Annotated in this window: 18 protein-coding genes and 1 riboswitch; of the genes, 9 read left to right on the top strand and 9 right to left on the bottom strand. The window is 66.0% G+C overall.

Annotated elements, in window-relative coordinates; translation table 11 throughout:
• Window positions 1-111: 111 nt before the first annotated feature.
• The gene (locus A5785_RS06830) at window positions 112-945 is read left to right on the top strand and encodes a DUF4352 domain-containing protein (protein ID WP_064865427.1); all 834 of its coding nucleotides are present in this window, start codon (window positions 112-114) and stop codon (window positions 943-945) included.
• A gap of 93 nt (window positions 946-1,038) precedes the next feature.
• On the opposite strand, the gene greA is transcribed toward A5785_RS06830, so the two are convergent.
• The 3 genes from greA to A5785_RS06845 form a co-directional block, all read right to left on the bottom strand.
• Window positions 1,039-1,530 carry a transcription elongation factor GreA gene (gene greA / locus A5785_RS06835; RefSeq protein ID WP_005202069.1) on the bottom strand — a complete coding sequence of 164 codons (492 nt, stop codon included), beginning with the start codon at window positions 1,528-1,530 and terminating at the stop codon, window positions 1,039-1,041.
• Between the two features lie 233 nt (window positions 1,531-1,763).
• On the bottom strand, window positions 1,764-2,471 hold the full coding sequence (locus tag A5785_RS06840; RefSeq protein WP_064865636.1) for a queuosine precursor transporter: 708 nt from the start codon (window positions 2,469-2,471) through the stop codon (window positions 1,764-1,766).
• Window positions 2,472-2,584: 113 nt separating this feature from the next.
• A complete protein-coding gene (locus A5785_RS06845) occupies window positions 2,585-3,058 on the bottom strand; it encodes a DUF4307 domain-containing protein (protein WP_005202067.1) in 474 nt (157 codons plus the stop codon).
• A gap of 15 nt (window positions 3,059-3,073) precedes the next feature.
• Between A5785_RS06845 and mca the strand changes: the two genes are divergently transcribed.
• Genes mca through A5785_RS06860 form a run of 3 tightly spaced genes read left to right on the top strand, consistent with a single transcriptional unit; the run spans window position 3,074 to window position 6,479 of the window.
• On the top strand, window positions 3,074-4,030 hold the full coding sequence (gene mca / locus A5785_RS06850; protein WP_064865429.1) for a mycothiol conjugate amidase Mca: 957 nt from the start codon (window positions 3,074-3,076) through the stop codon (window positions 4,028-4,030).
• A complete protein-coding gene (locus tag A5785_RS06855) occupies window positions 4,027-4,407 on the top strand; it encodes a hypothetical protein (RefSeq protein ID WP_005202063.1) in 381 nt (126 codons plus the stop codon). Before mca ends, A5785_RS06855 begins: the two co-directional genes overlap by 4 nt.
• 59 nt (window positions 4,408-4,466) lie before the next feature.
• Complete coding sequence (locus A5785_RS06860; protein ID WP_064865431.1) at window positions 4,467-6,479, top strand: thioredoxin domain-containing protein; 2,013 nt, start codon at window positions 4,467-4,469, stop codon at window positions 6,477-6,479.
• Window positions 6,480-6,531: 52 nt separating this feature from the next.
• On the opposite strand, the gene A5785_RS06865 is transcribed toward A5785_RS06860, so the two are convergent.
• Window positions 6,532-7,347 (bottom strand): patatin-like phospholipase family protein, encoded by an 816-nt coding sequence (locus A5785_RS06865; RefSeq protein WP_005202059.1) that lies wholly within the window; start codon window positions 7,345-7,347, stop codon window positions 6,532-6,534.
• The gene (locus tag A5785_RS06870) at window positions 7,344-7,973 is read right to left on the bottom strand and encodes a histidine phosphatase family protein (RefSeq protein ID WP_005202058.1); all 630 of its coding nucleotides are present in this window, start codon (window positions 7,971-7,973) and stop codon (window positions 7,344-7,346) included. Before A5785_RS06870 ends, A5785_RS06865 begins: the two co-directional genes overlap by 4 nt.
• Window positions 7,974-8,157: 184 nt before the next feature.
• On the opposite strand from A5785_RS06870, the gene A5785_RS06875 reads away from it, so the two are divergent.
• Together A5785_RS06875 and A5785_RS06880 are read left to right on the top strand one after the other, a co-directional pair.
• Window positions 8,158-8,541, top strand: a complete 384-nt coding sequence (locus A5785_RS06875) for a YciI family protein (RefSeq protein ID WP_005202056.1) — start codon at window positions 8,158-8,160, stop codon at window positions 8,539-8,541.
• Between the two features lie 5 nt (window positions 8,542-8,546).
• Window positions 8,547-9,818, top strand: a complete 1,272-nt coding sequence (locus A5785_RS06880; RefSeq protein ID WP_005202053.1) for an RNA polymerase sigma factor — start codon at window positions 8,547-8,549, stop codon at window positions 9,816-9,818.
• A gap of 9 nt (window positions 9,819-9,827) precedes the next feature.
• Here A5785_RS06880 and rocD read toward each other — a convergent pair whose 3' ends face one another.
• Window positions 9,828-11,876: an ornithine--oxo-acid transaminase gene (gene rocD, locus A5785_RS23890; RefSeq protein WP_082946541.1), complete on the bottom strand. Its 2,049-nt coding sequence runs from the start codon at window positions 11,874-11,876 to the stop codon at window positions 9,828-9,830.
• Window positions 11,877-11,973: 97 nt separating this feature from the next.
• On the opposite strand from rocD, the gene A5785_RS06890 reads away from it, so the two are divergent.
• From A5785_RS06890 to A5785_RS06900, 3 genes are all read left to right on the top strand, one after another.
• Window positions 11,974-12,420 carry an Lrp/AsnC family transcriptional regulator gene (locus A5785_RS06890; RefSeq protein ID WP_039854276.1) on the top strand — a complete coding sequence of 149 codons (447 nt, stop codon included), beginning with the start codon at window positions 11,974-11,976 and terminating at the stop codon, window positions 12,418-12,420.
• Between the two features lie 281 nt (window positions 12,421-12,701).
• Complete coding sequence (locus A5785_RS06895; RefSeq protein WP_064865434.1) at window positions 12,702-13,796, top strand: 3-deoxy-7-phosphoheptulonate synthase; 1,095 nt, start codon at window positions 12,702-12,704, stop codon at window positions 13,794-13,796.
• A gap of 89 nt (window positions 13,797-13,885) precedes the next feature.
• Window positions 13,886-14,302, top strand: coding sequence for a helix-turn-helix domain-containing protein (locus tag A5785_RS06900; protein ID WP_005202046.1), 417 nt, complete (start codon window positions 13,886-13,888; stop codon window positions 14,300-14,302).
• Between the two features lie 71 nt (window positions 14,303-14,373).
• Here A5785_RS06900 and A5785_RS06905 read toward each other — a convergent pair whose 3' ends face one another.
• The 3 genes from A5785_RS06905 to A5785_RS06915 form a co-directional block, all read right to left on the bottom strand.
• A complete protein-coding gene (locus A5785_RS06905; protein WP_005202045.1) occupies window positions 14,374-14,976 on the bottom strand; it encodes a ClpP family protease in 603 nt (200 codons plus the stop codon).
• Window positions 14,973-15,590, bottom strand: a complete 618-nt coding sequence (locus A5785_RS06910; RefSeq protein ID WP_005202044.1) for a ClpP family protease — start codon at window positions 15,588-15,590, stop codon at window positions 14,973-14,975. Before A5785_RS06910 ends, A5785_RS06905 begins: the two co-directional genes overlap by 4 nt.
• Window positions 15,591-15,685: 95 nt before the next feature.
• Window positions 15,686-17,338 carry an alkaline phosphatase D family protein gene (locus A5785_RS06915; RefSeq protein ID WP_064865436.1) on the bottom strand — a complete coding sequence of 551 codons (1,653 nt, stop codon included), beginning with the start codon at window positions 17,336-17,338 and terminating at the stop codon, window positions 15,686-15,688.
• Window positions 17,339-17,453: 115 nt separating this feature from the next.
• A riboswitch (cobalamin riboswitch) is annotated at window positions 17,454-17,662 on the top strand.
• The last annotated feature ends 44 nt before the right edge of the window (window positions 17,663-17,706 follow it).

Here is a 17,706-nt window from a genome sequence, read left to right on the forward strand (position 1 = left end):
GCATCAGATTCACTCGTTCGGACGACGCACCGCAAGGCCGTTTTTGTCGGACTCGATCCATAGAGTCCCCTTCGTCGCCGAACGTACGGCGTCGTGAACGAAGGAAGACCAATGACGAACCCCCCGAATGCGCCCCAGTCGGGCGCTCCCCAGTCGGGCGCTCCCCAGTCGGGCGCTCCCCAGTCGGGTGCGCCCCAGTCCGGCGCACCCCAGTCCGGTGCGCCCCAGTCCGGTGCACCCCAGTACGCGTACCCGCAGCCTGATGCCGGGCAGTACGCCGGAGCGCCGAACGCGGTGCCGCAGTACGGCTTTCCTCCTCAGGCTCCCGGCGGTCAGCCCGTCAACCAGCCGCCCAAGAAGCGGCGCAAGTGGCCGTGGGTCCTCGGTGCGCTGGTGGTGTTGATCGTGATCATCGTCGCGGTGTCCGGAGGCGGGTCGGATTCGGATTCGTCGTCGAACTCGACGTCGGCCGGCTCGTCGCAGCAGGGTGCCGACCAGAAGAACGGCGACGGTAAGAACGCCGACTCCGAGAAGGGCGGCGGGGCAGCAGGACTCAACACTCCTGTGCGCGACGGCAAGTTCGAGTTCGTCGTGACGGGAGTGGAGAAGGGTCTGTCGAGCGTCGGCGACAATCCCTACCTGACCGAGCAGGCGCAGGGGCAGTTCGTCGTCGTCTCGATGACGGTGCAGAACACGAGCAACAAGCCGCAGAGCTTCTCGCCGTCGGAGCAGAAGCTCGTCGACGGTCAGGGCCGCACGTTCGAACCGAGCACGTCCGCGCAGATCGCTCTCGGCGGTTCCGACATTCCGGTGTGGGACAACATCAATCCCGGCAACACCGTCAACGCCAAGGTTGTCTTCGACATGCCGAAGGATGCGAATCCGACGACCATCGAGCTGCACGACTCGATGTTCTCGGGTGGCGTGAAGGTGCGCCTGAACTGATCACCTCGCGGTGAGATACGACGAAAGGTTGCTGAGGGCTGCGGAAACCGCAACCCCCAGCAACCTTTCAATCGTGCTGTGGTCCGAAGTGGGTCAGCTGTGATACGGCTCGGCCTTGACGAGCGTCACCTTGATCACCGAGCCACTGGGAACGGTGTACTCGCGGGTGTCGCCCACCTTGGCGTCGATCAGAGCGGAGCCGAGCGGCGAACTCGGTGAATAGGTCTCGAGTTTGCCTGCCTGGGCCTCTTCGCGGGTGGCGATGAGGAAGGTCTCTTCGTCGCTCTTGTCGCCGTCGTAGTAGACGGTGACGACGGAACCGGGCAATGCGACGCCGGACTGCGTCGGGGCCTCGCCGACTTTTGCGTTGTTGAGCAGCTCCTGGAGCTGTCGGATACGCGCTTCCTGCTGGCCCTGTTCCTCGCGTGCGGCGTGGTAGCCGCCGTTCTCCTTGAGGTCGCCCTCTTCGCGACGCTCGTTGATCTCGGCAGCAATGACCGGACGGTTGGCGATCAGAGAGTCGAGCTCGCTCTTGAGGCGGTCGTGCGACTCCTGGGTCAGCCAGGTCACCTGGGTGTCGGTCATCGGTCACTCCTTTGTGTTGTCCGCTCCCCGGCAATGTCTGAACCGGGGCACTGTCCCGAATCGGGACACATGGACTGCTCTAAATGCTTGGTCTGCCCGCATGCTTCATGCGCGCACGTGTTTCGTTTTGTCACACGCGGTAGGGCATGTGGGCCTGCTCTAAATGCAGCAACACGACCCCTCTCGGAGCCGTGTATTCAGTCAGGATACCAAATCCGGACGGATGTGGCACATCACACGTCGGTCGTGTTGACCTCGGCGAGTGCCTGCTGGTAGCTGGGTTCGGCTCGTTTCAGCCAGGCGACCACGCCGTAGGTGATCGGCATGACGAGGATTTCGACGAGCGTTTTCCAAATGAATCCGACGGCGGTGTAATTGATGAAGTCGCCCCAGGTCGAAATCCCCAGTGCGGATGCGGCAATGGAACAGAAGACGAGTGTGTCGGCGAATTCGCCGACGACGGTCGAACCGAGAAGTCGTGCCCAGAGTCGCTTCTCGCCCGCGCGTTGCTTCATTTTCACGAGCACGAACGAGTTGAGGAACTCGCCTGCGAGGTATCCGGCCAACCCGGCGAGGAGGAACTGGGGCACCACTCCGGCGACGCGGGTGAACGCGTCCTGGCCGTCGTAGAAGTCGGCTGCCGGCAGGTGGATGGTTGCCCAGAAACACAGGGAGGCCAGCAGAAGGACGGCGAAGCCCGCGAGGATCGTTCGACGCATCGCCTTGAACCCGTAGACCTCGCTGATCACGTCGCCGAGGACGTATGCCAGCGGAAACAGGTAGAACGCGCCGTCGGTGACCAGGCCGTTCATGTGGATCGGGCCGACGTCGAGGTGCAGCCAACTGTCGAACAACACGACACCCTTGGTGCCGGTGATGTTGCTGATGAGCATGACGCCGATGAACAGTGCCACCAACGCGGGGAAGTACGGGCTGCTCAGACGGGCGAAAACCGCCTTGTCCGGCTTCCCCTTCTTGACGTGCTCATCCCTCGCGTCACGAACGCCGGCGTCACCGTCGGGAGTGGCCGAGGTCGGCACGGGGCGCTCGTCTGTCACGACGCGGTGGAGGTCAGATAGGCGGGCACGTCGGTGCTGCAGCCGAAGACTTCGCCGATGACCGGTGGTCCGGACGTCTTGACGACGGTGCGTAGTCCCTGCTGCTGGGTGCCGGGCGGTACGAGAACCTCACGACGCCCCGCCTCGGAGCCGTCCTTGACCCGGGCGCGGACCACGCACGCCACCGGCTGGGTCGGATCCTTGCGGGTGACCGTGTACAGGACGGCGACCGACGAGTTGTCGAGAATCTCGTAGCCGGTTGCCTGTCCGCTGACATCGGGATCGGCGAACTTGTTGTAGCCGATTGCGGCGAGGATCACACCGACGACGACAACGGTGACGGCCGATGCGATGAACCACAGGCGCCGACTCCGCGCCGACTGTGCGACGGGATAGGTGGCACGCGGTCCGCTACGCGGTTGTTTGTGCAGGTCGGGTTCCTGCGGCGTGCCCCCGTCTGAACTGTTCACGGGTCAATACCTACCATGAGAGGAGTACGTATCCGAAGGCGAGGAACCGTGACCGAATCGCGCACGCAGGGCGGCTACCGTCTCATGGCAGTGCATGCCCATCCCGACGACGAGTCGAGCAAGGGTGCGGCCACATCGGCCAAATACGCCGCAGAGGGCAACGAGGTCCTCATCGTGACCCTCACCGGTGGCGAACGCGGCGACATCTTGAACCCGGCGATGGATCGTCCGGGCATCAAGGAGCGGATGACCGAGGTCCGCAAAGAGGAGATGGCGAAGGCCGCAGCTGCGCTCGGCGTCGAGCAGACGTGGCTCGGTTACGTCGACTCTGGCCTGCCGGAAGGCGACCCGCTGCCTCCACTGCCGGAAGGCTCGTTTGCGACGTTGCCCGTCGAGGTGCCGACGGAGAAACTCGTCGCGCTCGTCCGCGAGTTCCGCCCGCACGTGATGATCACCTACGACGAGCACGGTGGATATCCCCATCCCGACCACATCATGTGCCACAAGGTGTCGGTGGCGGCGTTCGAGGCCGCGGGCGACCCGGCGGCTTTCCCCGACGCGGGCGAACCGTGGACGGTGTCGAAGCTGTACTACACGCATGGATTCATCCGCGACCGCATGGTGCTGTTCTCCGAGGAGTTCGAGAAGAACGGCCAGGAGAGTCCGTTCGCCGAGTGGCTCTCCAAGTGGGATCCCAGTCGCGGCGATCTGATGGGACGCGTGACGACTCAGGTCGAATGCGCGGAGTATTTCCCTCAGCGTGACGATGCGTTGCTTGCACACGCGACGCAGATCGACCCCAACGGCATGTTCTTCGCGGTCCCGCTCGAGTGGCAGCAGCGACTCTGGCCCACCGAGGAATATGAGTTGGCACAGACGCGGGTGACCACCGCGATTCCGGAAACAGACCTGTTCACAGGTGTATCGCTCGACGACGAAGCCGTCGGGGTTGGGGAGCAGGCGACGTCATGACGTTCTCGACAATCGCGGTGTTGGCCGCACAGCAACCGCAGGGACCCGAGTTCGGCAAGGCCTCGCCGATCGGTCTGCTGGTGATCGTGGTTCTGCTCATCGGCACGGCACTGCTGATCCGCTCGATGAACAAGCAACTCCGCAAGCTGCCGAAGTCGTTCGACGCCAATCACCCCGAAGCCGACCAGGCCTTTGATGAGGGCACCGATGCGGCGGGCGCGGGTATTGCCGATGGTGACTCCGAGCGGGCCGCCCACGCCGACGACCACGGCATGGCGACGGACGCCGGCAACGGGGTATCGGTCAGCGCCGACACCACCAGCGCCTCCGACACCACCGGTAACCCCGGGCTGCGGCGGGATTCCGGCAACACCTGACCCCGTGGTTCGACCGGTAGCAGGGACCCCACCGACTCTCGCGACGGAACGGATCGGACATGCCGAATCAACTGAGCGCATCGTCGAGTCCCTATCTCCGGCAGCACGCCGACAATCCCGTCGACTGGCGCGAGTGGACCGATGCCGCGCTCGAGGAGTCGGTGCGACGCGACGTCCCGATACTGCTGTCGGTGGGCTACGCGGCATGTCACTGGTGCCACGTGATGGCGCACGAATCCTTCGAGGACGCCGACACCGCCGCGCAGATGAACCGCGACTTCGTCTGCATCAAGGTCGACCGCGAAGAACGTCCGGACATCGACGCGATCTACATGAACGCGACGGTCGCGATGACACGCCAGGGCGGCTGGCCGATGACGTGCTTTCTCACCCCTTCTGGTGAGCCCTTCTATTGCGGCACCTACTTTCCCGACACCCCACGCGGCGGAATGCCCTCGTTCCGGCAGATCCTCTCCGCGGTGACGCAGGCGTGGACGACGCGGCGCAGCGAGATCGAGTCGATGGGCGCACGGGTCCGAGAAGCGTTGTCCGACGCCGCTTCTGCGCTTCCGGCAGGTGGTGTCGACGTCGATGAACGGCTACTCGACTACGCGGTCACCACCGTGCTCGGCGACGAGGATCAGGCCGCGGGCGGGTTCGGTGGACCGCCGAAGTTTCCACCGTCCGCGTTGCTCGAAGGTCTCCTGCGCCACTACGAACGTTCAGGAGACGCCGCGCCTCTGCAGGCCGTGATGCGCACAACCGATGCGATGGCCCGTGGCGGAATCTACGACCAACTCGGCGGTGGCTTCTCGCGGTATGCGGTCGACAACGACTGGGTCGTACCGCATTTCGAGAAGATGCTCTACGACAACGCCCAGTTGCTCCGCGTGTACGGGCATCTCGCGAGGATCGTCGACGACCCGCTGTCCGGCCGGATCGCCGAGGAGATCGTCGACTTCCTGCGTCGGGATCTGCGTGTCGTCGGCGGGTTCGCCTCGTCGCTCGACGCCGATGCCGCAGGCGTCGAGGGCTCGACCTACGTGTGGACTCCCGCCCAACTGCGTGAGGTTCTCGGTGACGAGGACGGCGATTGGGCCGCAGCGCTTTTCGGCGTCACCGAAGCGGGAACCTTCGAGCACGGTGCGTCGACGCTGCAATTGCGCACCGACCCCGACGACCCCGACCGGTACGCGGACGTCAGGCGTCGACTCCTCACCGCGCGGGCGTCGCGCCCGCAACCCCCGCGCGACGACAAGGTGGTGACGGGGTGGAACGCCATGGCGGTCACCGCACTCGCCGAGGCCGGCGCGGCGCTGGGGCATTCCGACTGGGTGGACCTGGCTGTCGAGGTGCTGACCGAGCTAGTCGACAGTCATCTCGTCGACGGACAACTGCGGCGTTCATCTCTCGGCGGAGTTGTCGGTGCGCCGCTGGCTGCACTCGACGACCACGCTGCACTGGTCACCGCGATGCTGACCGTCTATCAGGTCACGGGCGAAACAAGTTGGTGCGACAAGGGTTTGGCGTTGCTCGACGAGGCTATCGAGACGTTCGCCGACCCCGACGAGGCGGGAGCCTGGTTCGACGCCGCGCAGGGAACACTCATCGCGCGGCCCCGGGACCCGGCCGACGGTGCGACGCCGTCGGGCGCCTCGCTCGTGGCCGAGGCCACGCTCGTCGCGTCGGCACTCGCCCGGATGGGTCCCGCGACCCGCTACGCGAGCATCGTCGACGAGACGTTGACGCGTGGCAGCGTGCTCTTGGCCAAAGTGCCTCGGTCAGCGGGGCATTGGCTGGCCGTCGCCGAGGCGCGCCGCGATGGGCCGATCCAGGTCGCGATCGCCGAAGACTCCCGCAGCAGTGGCGAATTGGCCACTGCGGCAAGGCGACTCGCTCCGGGTGGGGCGATCGTCGTGTCGGGTGCGCGCGACTCGCAGCCGCTGCTCGACGGCCGCGGGCCGGTCAAGGGTCACGACGCGGCGTACGTCTGCCGCGGCGCGGTGTGCGACCTTCCGGTGGTGAACGCGAACGACCTGGCCGCTGCGCTGACCAGAGAAGTAGCGAACTGACGCGGCGCTGATGCGTGCGTGTGCGCGCCGATCGCCGAGCGATCAGCGACGGTCAACGCAGCAGTGAGAGCGCTTCGAGTCCGTCGTCGTAGCCGAGAACCGCTGCCAGGCCGCGGATGTCGGGATCGAAAGGGTTGTCGCCGGAGCGGCTCAATGTGGTCGACGATGGCGAGATGACTGTGGCCCGCGCGAGAACCGCTGCGACGTCGGGTCGGGCCGTCGCCGGATCGTCGACCATCGGCGCGAGAACGATGACGCGCTCGACGTCTTCGGCGAGATGTGCGTTGGTCGGGCTCAACGAGCCGCCGTCGACGTAGGTCGCGCCATCGATGGTGACCGTCGGCCAGATTCCGGGTACCGCGCAGCTCGCGGTCACCGCGTCGACGAGATCGACGCCCGAGTCAGCCGCGAAGACCACGAGCTCGCCGTCGGATCGTAGTGCCGTGACCCGCAGGGAGATCGGCCACGTCGTTCCGGACAACCTGGATGCGACGGCGTCGCGGCGTTCGTGCGGGTCGGCCGTCGACAGTGCGTCGGACAGCGCGACAAAACGTTGTGCGCGTTCAGGATCGGGGGCGGTCGATGAGGCGATCGACCCGAAAGCCTGCATCGGGGCGGCGAGATCACCCGTCGGAGTCATCTCGGCGTTGCGACGTGACTTGCGGGTCATCGCGTCGAAAAGCGTTGTCGCCGAGCCATACTGGAGAACGGCGGCACCCGTTGCCGAACCCGCGGACGTTCCGATGACGACGTCGGCGTCGGCCGCGGGAAGAGCGTCGGACTCCTCCAGTGCGGCCAGAACGCCTGTCATCCAACCGATGCCGAGCAGCCCGCCACCACCGAGGACGAGCGCCGTCGACAGGGTCACAGGGAGCCGCTGCGCGGACGTGCGCCTTCGGGTCCGCGCAACTCGACGAGCCGTCGATCACCCGCGTGATCGCTGAGAAGCGCGCTGCCCGCGGGGCGCAGGTCGATGTTGGCGCCCTGGCTGATCGGCCATCCGAGGAATCGGCAGATGAACGACCGCGAGAAGTGCCCGTGCGACACCACGATGACGTCGGACTTCTCGAAACGCTCCTCGACGTGGTCGACAGCGGCGTCGACACGCGTTGTCATGTCGGACACGGACTCGCCGTTACGGCCGCCTCCGGTCCAGATCGTCCAGTCGGGGTCGTAGCGCTCGTGGATCTGAGCGCGGGTCAGGCCCTCGTAGTCGCCGTAGTCCCACTCGGCGAACAGCTCACTGGTCTCGTCGATGTGCAGTCCGGCGAGTTGCGCGGTGCGCTGGGCGCGTTTCCGGGGAGAGGCCATGACCCAGGGGTCTGTGAGTCCCGCGCGGTCCTCGATCCCGTTCAGTGCTCGCGCGTCCTCCTCGCCCTTCGGGGTCAGGTCGATGTCGGTGCGGCCGGTGTGCCGGTCGGTCAGCGACCATTCGGTCTGCCCGTGACGGATGAGGAGCACGTGGTGGGTGGCGTCGCGCCGAGAGTCGCTCATCGTTCCGATGCTAGTAGCGATCGCGCAGCGATAACCGTAATTGCGTGGGCGTCGGAAACGTCAGCGACATTGACTACATCTCGACTGTCGATTCGAGGCCGGCGCCGCGTCATGGGTGTGGTGACAGCGCAGGGCTGTCATCATGTGATCCGGAGATCCCGGGTCACCAGGGAAAGGACCCGCTATGCACTACATCCTCGCCATCACCGTCGACGAGTCGGTTCCGGCTCCCGAGCCCGGCAGCGCCGACTTCGAGGCAGGCCGCCAGGCCTGGGCCGACTACGGCAGGGCGCTGAAAGCGGCGGGCGTGCTCGTCGACGGGGCAGGCCTTCAACCGTCGGAGACGGCCACGACGCTCCGGCTGACCCTGGGACAGGATCCGACCGTGATCGACGGACCCTATGCCGAGTCCAAGGAGCAGCTCGCCGGTTTCTACCACATCGACGTCGCCGACCTCGACGACGCCGTGAAGTGGGCCGGCCAGATTCCCGTGCCGTTCGGCGTCGTCGAGGTCCGCCCGGCACGACTGATCCCTGGAGCCGACGGCGCGCCTGTCGTCGCGAATTGACCGCAGTGTTCGGTGCGCAGCCGGGTGACGTCGCCACTGCCGTCACCCGGCTCGCGCGGACCGACAGTGGGCGCGTCCTGTCGCTCTTGGCGACCCGGTACGACGACGTCGACCTGGCAGACGATTGTGTGCAGGAGGCGCTCGTGCAGGCCGTCGAATCATGGCCTGTCTCAGGCATCCCGGACAATCCTGCCGCCTGGCTCTACGCCGTTGCGCGCAACAAGCTCGTCGATCGACTGCGCCGACGGGCCGTCGAGCACCGGCGGTTGGCCGGTGCGGCGCGTGAACTCGCCGTCGACGCAGACCGCGAAACGCCCGCGGCGGAGGAGTTCTCGCGGATCGTCGACTCCGCCGGGATCGGCGACGAGCGTCTGCGGCTGATGCTGCTGTGCTGCCATCCCGCCCTGCGGCGCGAGGCACAGGTTGCCTTGACGCTCCGGCTCGTCGGAGGTCTGACGACCGCTGAGATCGCGGCCGCGTTCCTCGTCGCCGAGGAGACACTCGCCCAACGAATCGTGCGCGCCAAGCGAAAAATACGTGCCGCGCGCATTCCGCTGTCGATTCCCGCCGACCTCGACGAACGTGTCGACGCCCTGCTCGCCGTGCTGTACCTCGTCTTCAACGAGGGATACCTGGCGTCGGGAGCGGTGGCGGACAGACTTGTGCGTGTCGACCTCGTCGACGAGGCGATCCGGCTCACCGAGGTGGCGGTGAGCCTCGTGCCGGACAACGGTGAGGCCAGGGGATTGCTGGCGCTCGAGCTGTTCACCCATGCGCGGTCGGCAACGCGTGTCGACGGCGCAGGAGATCTCGTGTCGCTTCCCGAGCAGGATCGTCGTGACTGGGACCGCGCACTCATCGACCGGGCACAGGCGATCCTGCGCGACGCTGTCGCCCTACCGGGGGTCGGTCCGTATCGCATCCAGGCCCTGATCGCCGGAATACATTCGCGTGCGCAGACCGCGGACGACACCGATTGGGAAGCGATCGTCGGCCTCTACCGCATACTCGAACGCATTACGCCGACACCCATCGTCGCACTCAATCGTGCAGTGGCGGTGGGGATGTCGCAGGGCGCCACCGCGGGTCTCGCCGACCTCGACGCGATCGTCGGGCTCGAGGGGCACCACCTCTGGCACGCTGCGCGGGCAGAGATGCTGGTGCGTCTCGACCGACCCGACGATGCGCGTGCAGCGTTCACCACGGCGATCGGCTGTGCGCGCAACCCGGTCGAAACGCGCCATCTACGACGACGACTCGCTGCGATCGGTGAGTGACGAGCAGGCTCAGCCCTTCAGCGCCTCTGCGAATCGCTCGATGAGCCAGTCGATCTCGTCGTGCGTGACGACGATCGGTGGGGCGAGGCGGATCGTCGAACCGTGGGTGTCCTTGGCCAGCACACCTCGTTCGGCGAGACGCAGGCAGAGCTCTTTGCCGGTGCCGAGGGCGGGATCGATGTCGATGCCTGCCCACAGTCCCTTGCCGCGGACGGCGACGACGCCGTGACCGACGAACTCGCGCAGGCGGGCGTGCAGGTGTTCGCCGAGTTCGGCTGCGCGAGCCTGCCAGGTGCCGTCGGCGAGCATGCGGACAACGGTGTGTCCGACGGCGGCGGCGAGCGGGTTGCCACCGAACGTCGAGCCGTGCTGTCCGGGGTGGAGCACTCCGAGCACGTCTCGGTCGGCAACCACCGCCGACACCGGGAGTACGCCTCCACCGAGTGCCTTGCCGAGCGTGTACACGTCGGGCACCACGCCCCAGTGCTCACATGCGAATGTCGTGCCTGTCCGGCCGAGACCCGACTGGATTTCGTCGGCGATCATCAGCACGTTGTTCTCCGTGCAGAGTCGACGGACCTCGGGCAGGTAGTCGTCGGGCGGGACGATGATTCCGGCCTCACCCTGGATCGGTTCGATCAGCACGGCGACCGTGGTGTCGTCGATGGTGTCGGCCAGCGCGGTGGCGTCGCCGAACGGCACCCGCGTGAAACCCGGTGTGAATGGCCCGAATCCGCCGCGCGCGTCCTCGTCGTCGCTGAAGCTCACGATGCTGATCGTGCGGCCGTGGAAATTTCCGCCGGCCACGATGATCGTCGCGTGTCCCGGCGCAACGCCTTTCACGTCGTACCCCCACTTGCGGGCCACCTTGAGTGCCGATTCGACGGCCTCGGCGCCGGTGTTCATCGGCAGCACCATCTCCTTGCCGCACAGCTCGGCGAGCGCCGCGCAGAACGGTTCGAGGGTGTCGGAGCCGAATGCGCGACTGGTGAGCGTGACGCGATCGAGTTGTGCCTTCGCAGCCGCGACGATCTCGGGATTGCGGTGACCGAAGTTGACCGCGGAGTAGGCGCCGAGGGCGTCGAGGTAACGCCTGCCGTCGACGTCGGTGATCCATGCTCCCTCGGCGGTCGCCGCAGTGACCGGCAAGGGTGAATAGTTGTGTGCCACATGGGGTTCGGTGAGCGGTTGCATGGTCTTCTCGTCCGACATCTCTGGTAGCCGCAATTCTAATGTGCAGCACTTGACTCCTCCGCCGCCTTTGAGGAGTTCGGAGAGGTCGACGGTGATCGGGAGGTAGCCTGCGTCGCGCAGTCGTGACTCCAATCCCGGTGCGGCGTCGGTCATCACGACGTGGCGACCGTCGGACACGAGGTTGAGTCCGAGGACGACGGCGTCGGACTCGGTGGCGATGATCGCGTCGGGAAAGAGGTCGGCGAGAACCGCGCGCGACTCAGTCGAGAAGGCGTCGGGGAAGTAGGCGATGGTGTCGTCGTCGAGCACGCCCAGAGCCGTGTCGAGGTGGTAGAAGCGCGGATCGATCAGTTCGAGGCTGACGACCGGAAGTCCGGTGATCGTCGCGACTTCGGCGTGGGTATCGGGGTGGGTGCGGAACCCGGTCCCCGCCAGGATGCGACGCCCGACGAGGAGGAAGTCGCCTTCGCCCTCCTGTACGCCGGCGGTCTCATGCACAGCGTCGGCGCCGCAGGTGTGTAACCATGCCGTGTAGTGCTCGCCTTCCGGCGCGCGCTCGGGGTGCAGGAACCGTGCTGCCACGGCCTTTCCGTCGACGACGAGTCCGCCGTTGGCGGCATAGACCATGTCTGGCAGACCCGGCTGGGCGTCGACGAGTGTGACCGAATGGCCGAGGGATCGATAGATGTCGCGCAACGACTCCCATTGCGTCATGGCGAGTTCTGTGTCGACGGGGACGGACGGATCCATCCACGGGTTGATCGAGTAGGTGACCGTGTAATGGGAAGGAGGGGTCATCGCATAGGTGCGGGTGCGTGGGGTGCGTTCGGTGAGCGCAGCAAACCGTGGACTCGTCAGCGTCATAATTCGACGGTAGCGTCAGCGTCTAGCGCAAACAATCGACGTGAATTGCGCATTTGATTAAGCAATCTCTATTAACGGGTGGCAGAGGGTGGAAAAGTTGCGTCAGATCGACGAGCTCGACGAGAAGGTGCTCGAATGTCTGGCTCGCGATGCGCGAGCGACGTACGCACAGATCGGCGACGAGGTCGGTCTGTCGGCGCCCGCGGTCAAGCGTCGGGTCGATCGGCTGGTCGACGAGGGAGTGATCAAAGGGTTCACGACCGTTATCGATTCGACGGCGATGCAGTGGACCACCGAGGCCTATGTACAGGTGTTCTGCCGAGGCAACATCTCGCCGGAGGAACTGACCGCGGCATGGGAGCCGATACACGAGGTGGTCAGCGCCGCGACCATCACTGGCCAGGCCGATGCCATCCTGCGTGTGATGGCCCGCGACGTACACCACCTCGAGCACGCCCTCGAGCGCATCCGGCAGGCGGGCCCGGTGGACCGGAGCGAGTCGATCATCGTGCTGAGCCAGCTGATCGACAGGGGGCATCCGTGAGTCAAGGAGGGTTCTCGAGCGGGCGCTCTTCGCCCATTCTGGGTAATCGTGTTAACCTCGCCAACGTGACCAGCAACGTACGCGCCTATTGGCGATTCTTTATCGAGGCTCCGGGTGAGCCTGCGATGAAGCGCTGAATCTGCGTCGCACGTCAACAAACCCGGAGCCCGAGCAGTGACCGAAAGGTCGCTGCTTTTCTCATGTCAGGGGCCTCCGATGACAAGCAAGCGGGTGTCCCAGTCGTAGAAGACAGGCCACCACCCGCGAAAGGCAACACAGAAGTGACCACCCTCCCGGATCTCGCCGCCACTGCCGCTCACGAGGCCGAATCGACCTCCACCTCCGACCGGCGGGTCAGATCCTTCCGGTCCATCCCGTCGCCGGACACCATCCGCGCCGAATTGCCGCTGACCTCCCGTCGAGCGCTTCGGGTCCAGGCCGATCGCGACGAGATCGCCGCCATCCTCGCCGGCCGAGACGACCGTCTACTCGTCGTCGTCGGACCCTGCTCGGTGCACGATCCGATCGCCGCGCTCGACTACGCGCGACGCCTCGCACCGCTTGCCGACGACTACGCCGACCGCTTGAAGATCGTCATGCGTGTCTACTTCGAGAAGCCGCGCACCACGGTCGGCTGGAAGGGACTCATCAACGATCCCGGCATGGATGGCACCTACGACGTCGAGCGTGGTCTGCGTACGGCACGGTCGCTGCTGCTCGACATCATCGACCTCGGCCTCCCGGTCGGATGTGAGTTCCTCGAGCCGACGAGCCCGCAGTACATCGCCGACGCCGTCGCGTGGGGTGCCATCGGTGCACGGACGACGGAGTCGCAGGTGCATCGCCAGCTCGCATCCGGACTGTCGATGCCCATCGGGTTCAAGAACGGTACTGACGGCAACGTCCAGGTCGCCATCGACGGAGTGAATGCCGCTGCCGCGCAACACGTCTTCTTCGGTATCGACGACTTCGGTCACGGTGCGCTCGTCGAGTCGGCGGGCAACGAGGACTGCCACATCATCCTGCGTGGCGGTACCACCGGACCCAACTTCGACGACGAGTCCGTGGCATCCGCGGTCGACGCACTCGACAAGGCGGGCCTGCCCGCACGGGTCATGATCGACTGCAGCCACGCCAACTCCGGCAAGGACCACATCCGGCAGGCGCAGGTCGCCGCCGAGATCGCGGCCTCGATCCGGACGCGTCGCGCTGCGGGACACACACCGCTGATCAGCGGTGTGATGCTGGAGAGCTTCCTCGAGGCCGGTGCGCAGTCGCCCGACGCCCAGCCGCTCGTGTACGGCAAGTCGGTCACCGACAAGTGCATGGACTGGGAGTCGAGCGCACGCGTCCTCGCCGACCTCGCGCGCAGCTGACAGGCAGGGTCGCGTTCTGCTGTTGTCGCCGTTCTGCCCAGAGCAGAAGGGACGGCTGCCCGCAGCAGTGGTGACCTACGCTCGGTTGCATGGCATCGAGGAACGACTCGCATACGCAGCCGGCGCCCGAGCCGCTCTGGCGTGAGGTCACCGGGCGTGTGCTGCGTCGCCGCCGCCACGAGCGCGGCGAGCGACTCGTCGAGACCGCGCGTCGCGCGGGCGTCTCGAGTCAGTACCTGTCGGAGATCGAACGCGGACGCAAGGACGCATCGTCGGAATTGCTTGCGGCCGTCGCGGGAGCTGTTGAGCTGAGCCTGCTCGACCTGGCCCGCGAGGCCGCCGCCGAACTCGCCCGCGTCGAGAGTGCTCTCGGCGCCGCACGCAGGCCGGGCGCGTCCCGCGTCCCGGTCACGCTGCGTTCGATCCCCGCCGGTTCGACCCCTGCTGCAATGCAACCGATCATGCCGCTCTCGCGTATGCGTGGCCCGGTTGCGCTGGCGGCGTGACCGACGTCAGCCGAGCGAGCGTTCAATACCGTCGACTGGGCGCTCCCTCGCGTCGAGCGTGCGCCTGACGATCACCGGGCCGCTGTGGCCCTGGTGTCGATGACCTGATCGGCGAGTCCGTACTCGACGATCTCATCTGCCCGCAGCACGCGGTCACGGTCGGTGTCGTGACGCAGCGTCTCGATGTCGCGCCCGGTGTGCCGACTCAGTGCCTGTTCTATTTCCTCACGGATGCGCAGGATCTCCTCGGCGGCGAGGATCAGATCCGGGATCGTGCCGCGGCCCTGACCCGACGGCTGGTGGAGCAGGACCCTGGCGTGGGGGAGTACCGACCTCTGGCCCGGCGAGCCCGCGGCCAGCAGTAGTGCCGTCGACGAGAGTGCTTGTCCCACACAGGTGGTGGCGATCGGCGCATGGCAGTACTGCATGGTGTCGTAGAGTGCGAAGGTTGCGGTCACCGACGCGCCCGGAGAGTTGATGTACAGCTCGATGGGGATGTCGGGGTTCTCGGAGTCGAGATGCAGGATCTGCGCGATGAGCGCATTGGCGACGCCGTCGTCGAGTTCGGTTCCGAGGTAGAGGATTCGGTCGTCGAGCAGCCGACTGTAGACATCCATGACGCGCTCGCCCTGCGGAGTACGGGTGATGACGTTGGGAATGGTGTATGTGCTCATGCGTGACTCACCTCGAAACCCGTTGCGGCAGGGGATAACGGTCGTATCTGTGCGATGTCGGTGACGATGTGGTCGACGAATCCGTAGTCGACCGACTCGGAGGCGGTGAAGACGTGATCGCGTAGCGAGTCGTCGAAGATCTTTTCGCGGGTGTGTCCGGTCTGCTCAGCGATGATCGTGAGTACGGTGTCGCGGACGTGTCGCAGGTCGTCGGCCTGCAGTTCGATGTCGGGTGCGTAGCCGCCGATGCCCGCCGATCCCTGGTGCAGCAGGACTTTGGCATGCGGCGTGATGAACCGCTTGCCCCGGGTGCCGCTGCACAGCAGGAATTGTCCTGCACTGTAGGCCATTCCGAGGTTCACGGTGATCACGTCGTTGGGAATCAAGCGCATGATGTCGGTGATCGCGAGCATCGCGGGTACCGAACCGCCCGGAGAGTTGATCCAGAGCGCGATGTCGGCGACGGGATCGTCGTCGGAGAGCATGACGAGTTGCGAGCACAATTGCGTGCCGATCTCGTCGTCGAGTGCGGAGTCGAGAGTCAGGATGCGTTGCCCGAAAAGGCTTTCCGCGGTGCGCTTGCGTAGTGGCAGTGGTCGTTGTTCATCGGTCATGCACCGATCGTCGGTGACCGACGGATATCGGTCACGTCGGTTCCGCTCAGAGCGGCACGATTCCGCACTGAGCAGAGCAGAGCAGAGCAGCCGGGTCAGAGCACGTCGATGTCGGGCCGACCGGACGGGATGGTGATCTGCGCCCGGCGGTGCAGCGAAACATCCGGCGCGGCAATCGAATCGCTCACCCGATAGTCCGCTTCCCAGCGGTCGGCCGACAGTCTGTTGAGAACGTACCCGCGCTGAGCGTTGCCGAAGCGGATGTGGGGTGAGGCTGCCTTGAGTTGTTTGTCGCTGGCGTCGCTGTCCTCGCCGTCTGCGCCAGACGCGATCGAGGTGCCCGCGAGTTCGACGCCGACGGTCGGGGACGGTCGCGAATACGTGGAGCGCAACTCGGAGACCACGTTGCGGTGGATGTCGCCGACGATCGAGACGAGGTTGTGCACGCCGCGCTCACGCGCGCCGTCGAGAATCCTTGCGCGAGAGGCTTCGTAGCCGCTCCACCCGTCCATACTGACCGCCCGCTCGCCGTTCTTTCGGCGGGCGAGGTCGGCGATGGTGGTCTGATGCGCGAGAACGTTCCAGCGGGCACGGCTGGCGGCCAATCCGTCGAGCAGCCACTTCTCCTGTGCGGCACCGGTGATGGTGCGCCGGGGGTCTGCGGTCGCGGCATTATGCGCGGTGTCGTTGTCGCCGTTGGCCTGATCGCTGCGGAAGGTCCTGGTGTCGAGGACGCTGAACTCGACGAGGTCGCCATAGCTGAACCGACGGTAGGCGCGCAGGTCGTAGAGGTCGGCTGTCGGCGTGGGGCGAGGCCGCTGCGCGACACGCACCGGTGTGTTCTCCCACCACGCTCGCATCGCCTGGGCGCGCCGGGCGAGGAATTCGGGGATGGGTTGATTGTCCTCGGGAACCCGTGCGGCCCAGTTGTTGTCGACCTCGTGGTCGTCGAAGATCGTGATGAACGGACTCGCCCGGTGCGCGGCCTGCAGATGGGGGTCGAGTTTGTAGAGCGCATATCGATCGCGATAATCGTCGAGCGTCGCGCACTCCCGGTGCGCCGACACCGGTGTTGCGGCGGTCTTTCGTCGGCCGCCGTCGACCGGGATCGGCTTTTCATAGATGTAGTCGCCGAGATGGAAGACGACGTCGGGTGCGTGCGCCGCCATATCGGCGTACGCGGGGTAGTGCCCGTCAGCCCACGATTGACACGAGGCGAATGCGAAAGTCAATGCACTCAGCCGACTTCCGTGCGACGGAGCGGTACGCGTGCGCCCGATCGCCGACAGGGAACCGCCCACACGGAATCGGTAGAAGTAGTCCGCCGCGGGCCGTAGGCCGCGTACGTCGGCGTGCACGCTGTGTCCGTTCTCCGGTGTCGCCACTTCGACGCCGCGCGCGACGACATGCCTCATGCCGTGGTCGGTGGCGATCTCCCACTCGACCGGTACCGGAAGCAGACCCATTGCTCCGCCGCGGGCGAGCGGATCGGCGGCCAGCCGTGTCCACAGGACCACGCCGTCTGGAAGCGGATCGCCTGATGCCACACCGAGCGTGAACAGGTCACTGCCACGGCGTGGCGGGGGAGCCGACGCCGCGTCGGTCGTGAACAGCGCTGGGACCGTTGCGATACCGGCAGCGACGCCCGCCCAGGTGAGAAAGCGTCGGCGGGTGGTGCCGGCGTGCAGGGTCTTGTCCCGATCGATCCGGAGGTCGGCCAGTGACGGTCGAGGTGAGATGTTCGGCATGCCGCCACCCGACCAAGAGAGGATGGACGTCGTCCTACCCGCCGTCGGCCTCGCGGTGATGGGATGGTGAAGTTCGTGAAACCGCATGCGCCATATGTCCGATTCGAGACCGTTGTTACACTGCAGCGGCGTCGGTTCTCCAGCCGAGATCGTCGGTGAGAGCCAAGAGGGAATCTGGTGAGAATCCAGAGCTGCCCCGCAGCGGTAACGGAAACGAAGGCGTTCAACAGCACTGGGCCTGCGGCTCGGGAAGCGATCGTCGATAGGTGGCACATCACGTGCCGTGTCCGAAGTCCGAAGACCTGCCGACGTGGCCGCCGGGCATAGGCGGCCCCATCGACTTCGCGGGACATGGTCGGTGTTGAACT

It is taken from the genome of Gordonia sp. 852002-50395_SCH5434458 (assembly GCF_001665905.1).
Taxonomy (GTDB): domain Bacteria; phylum Actinomycetota; class Actinomycetes; order Mycobacteriales; family Mycobacteriaceae; genus Gordonia; species Gordonia jacobaea.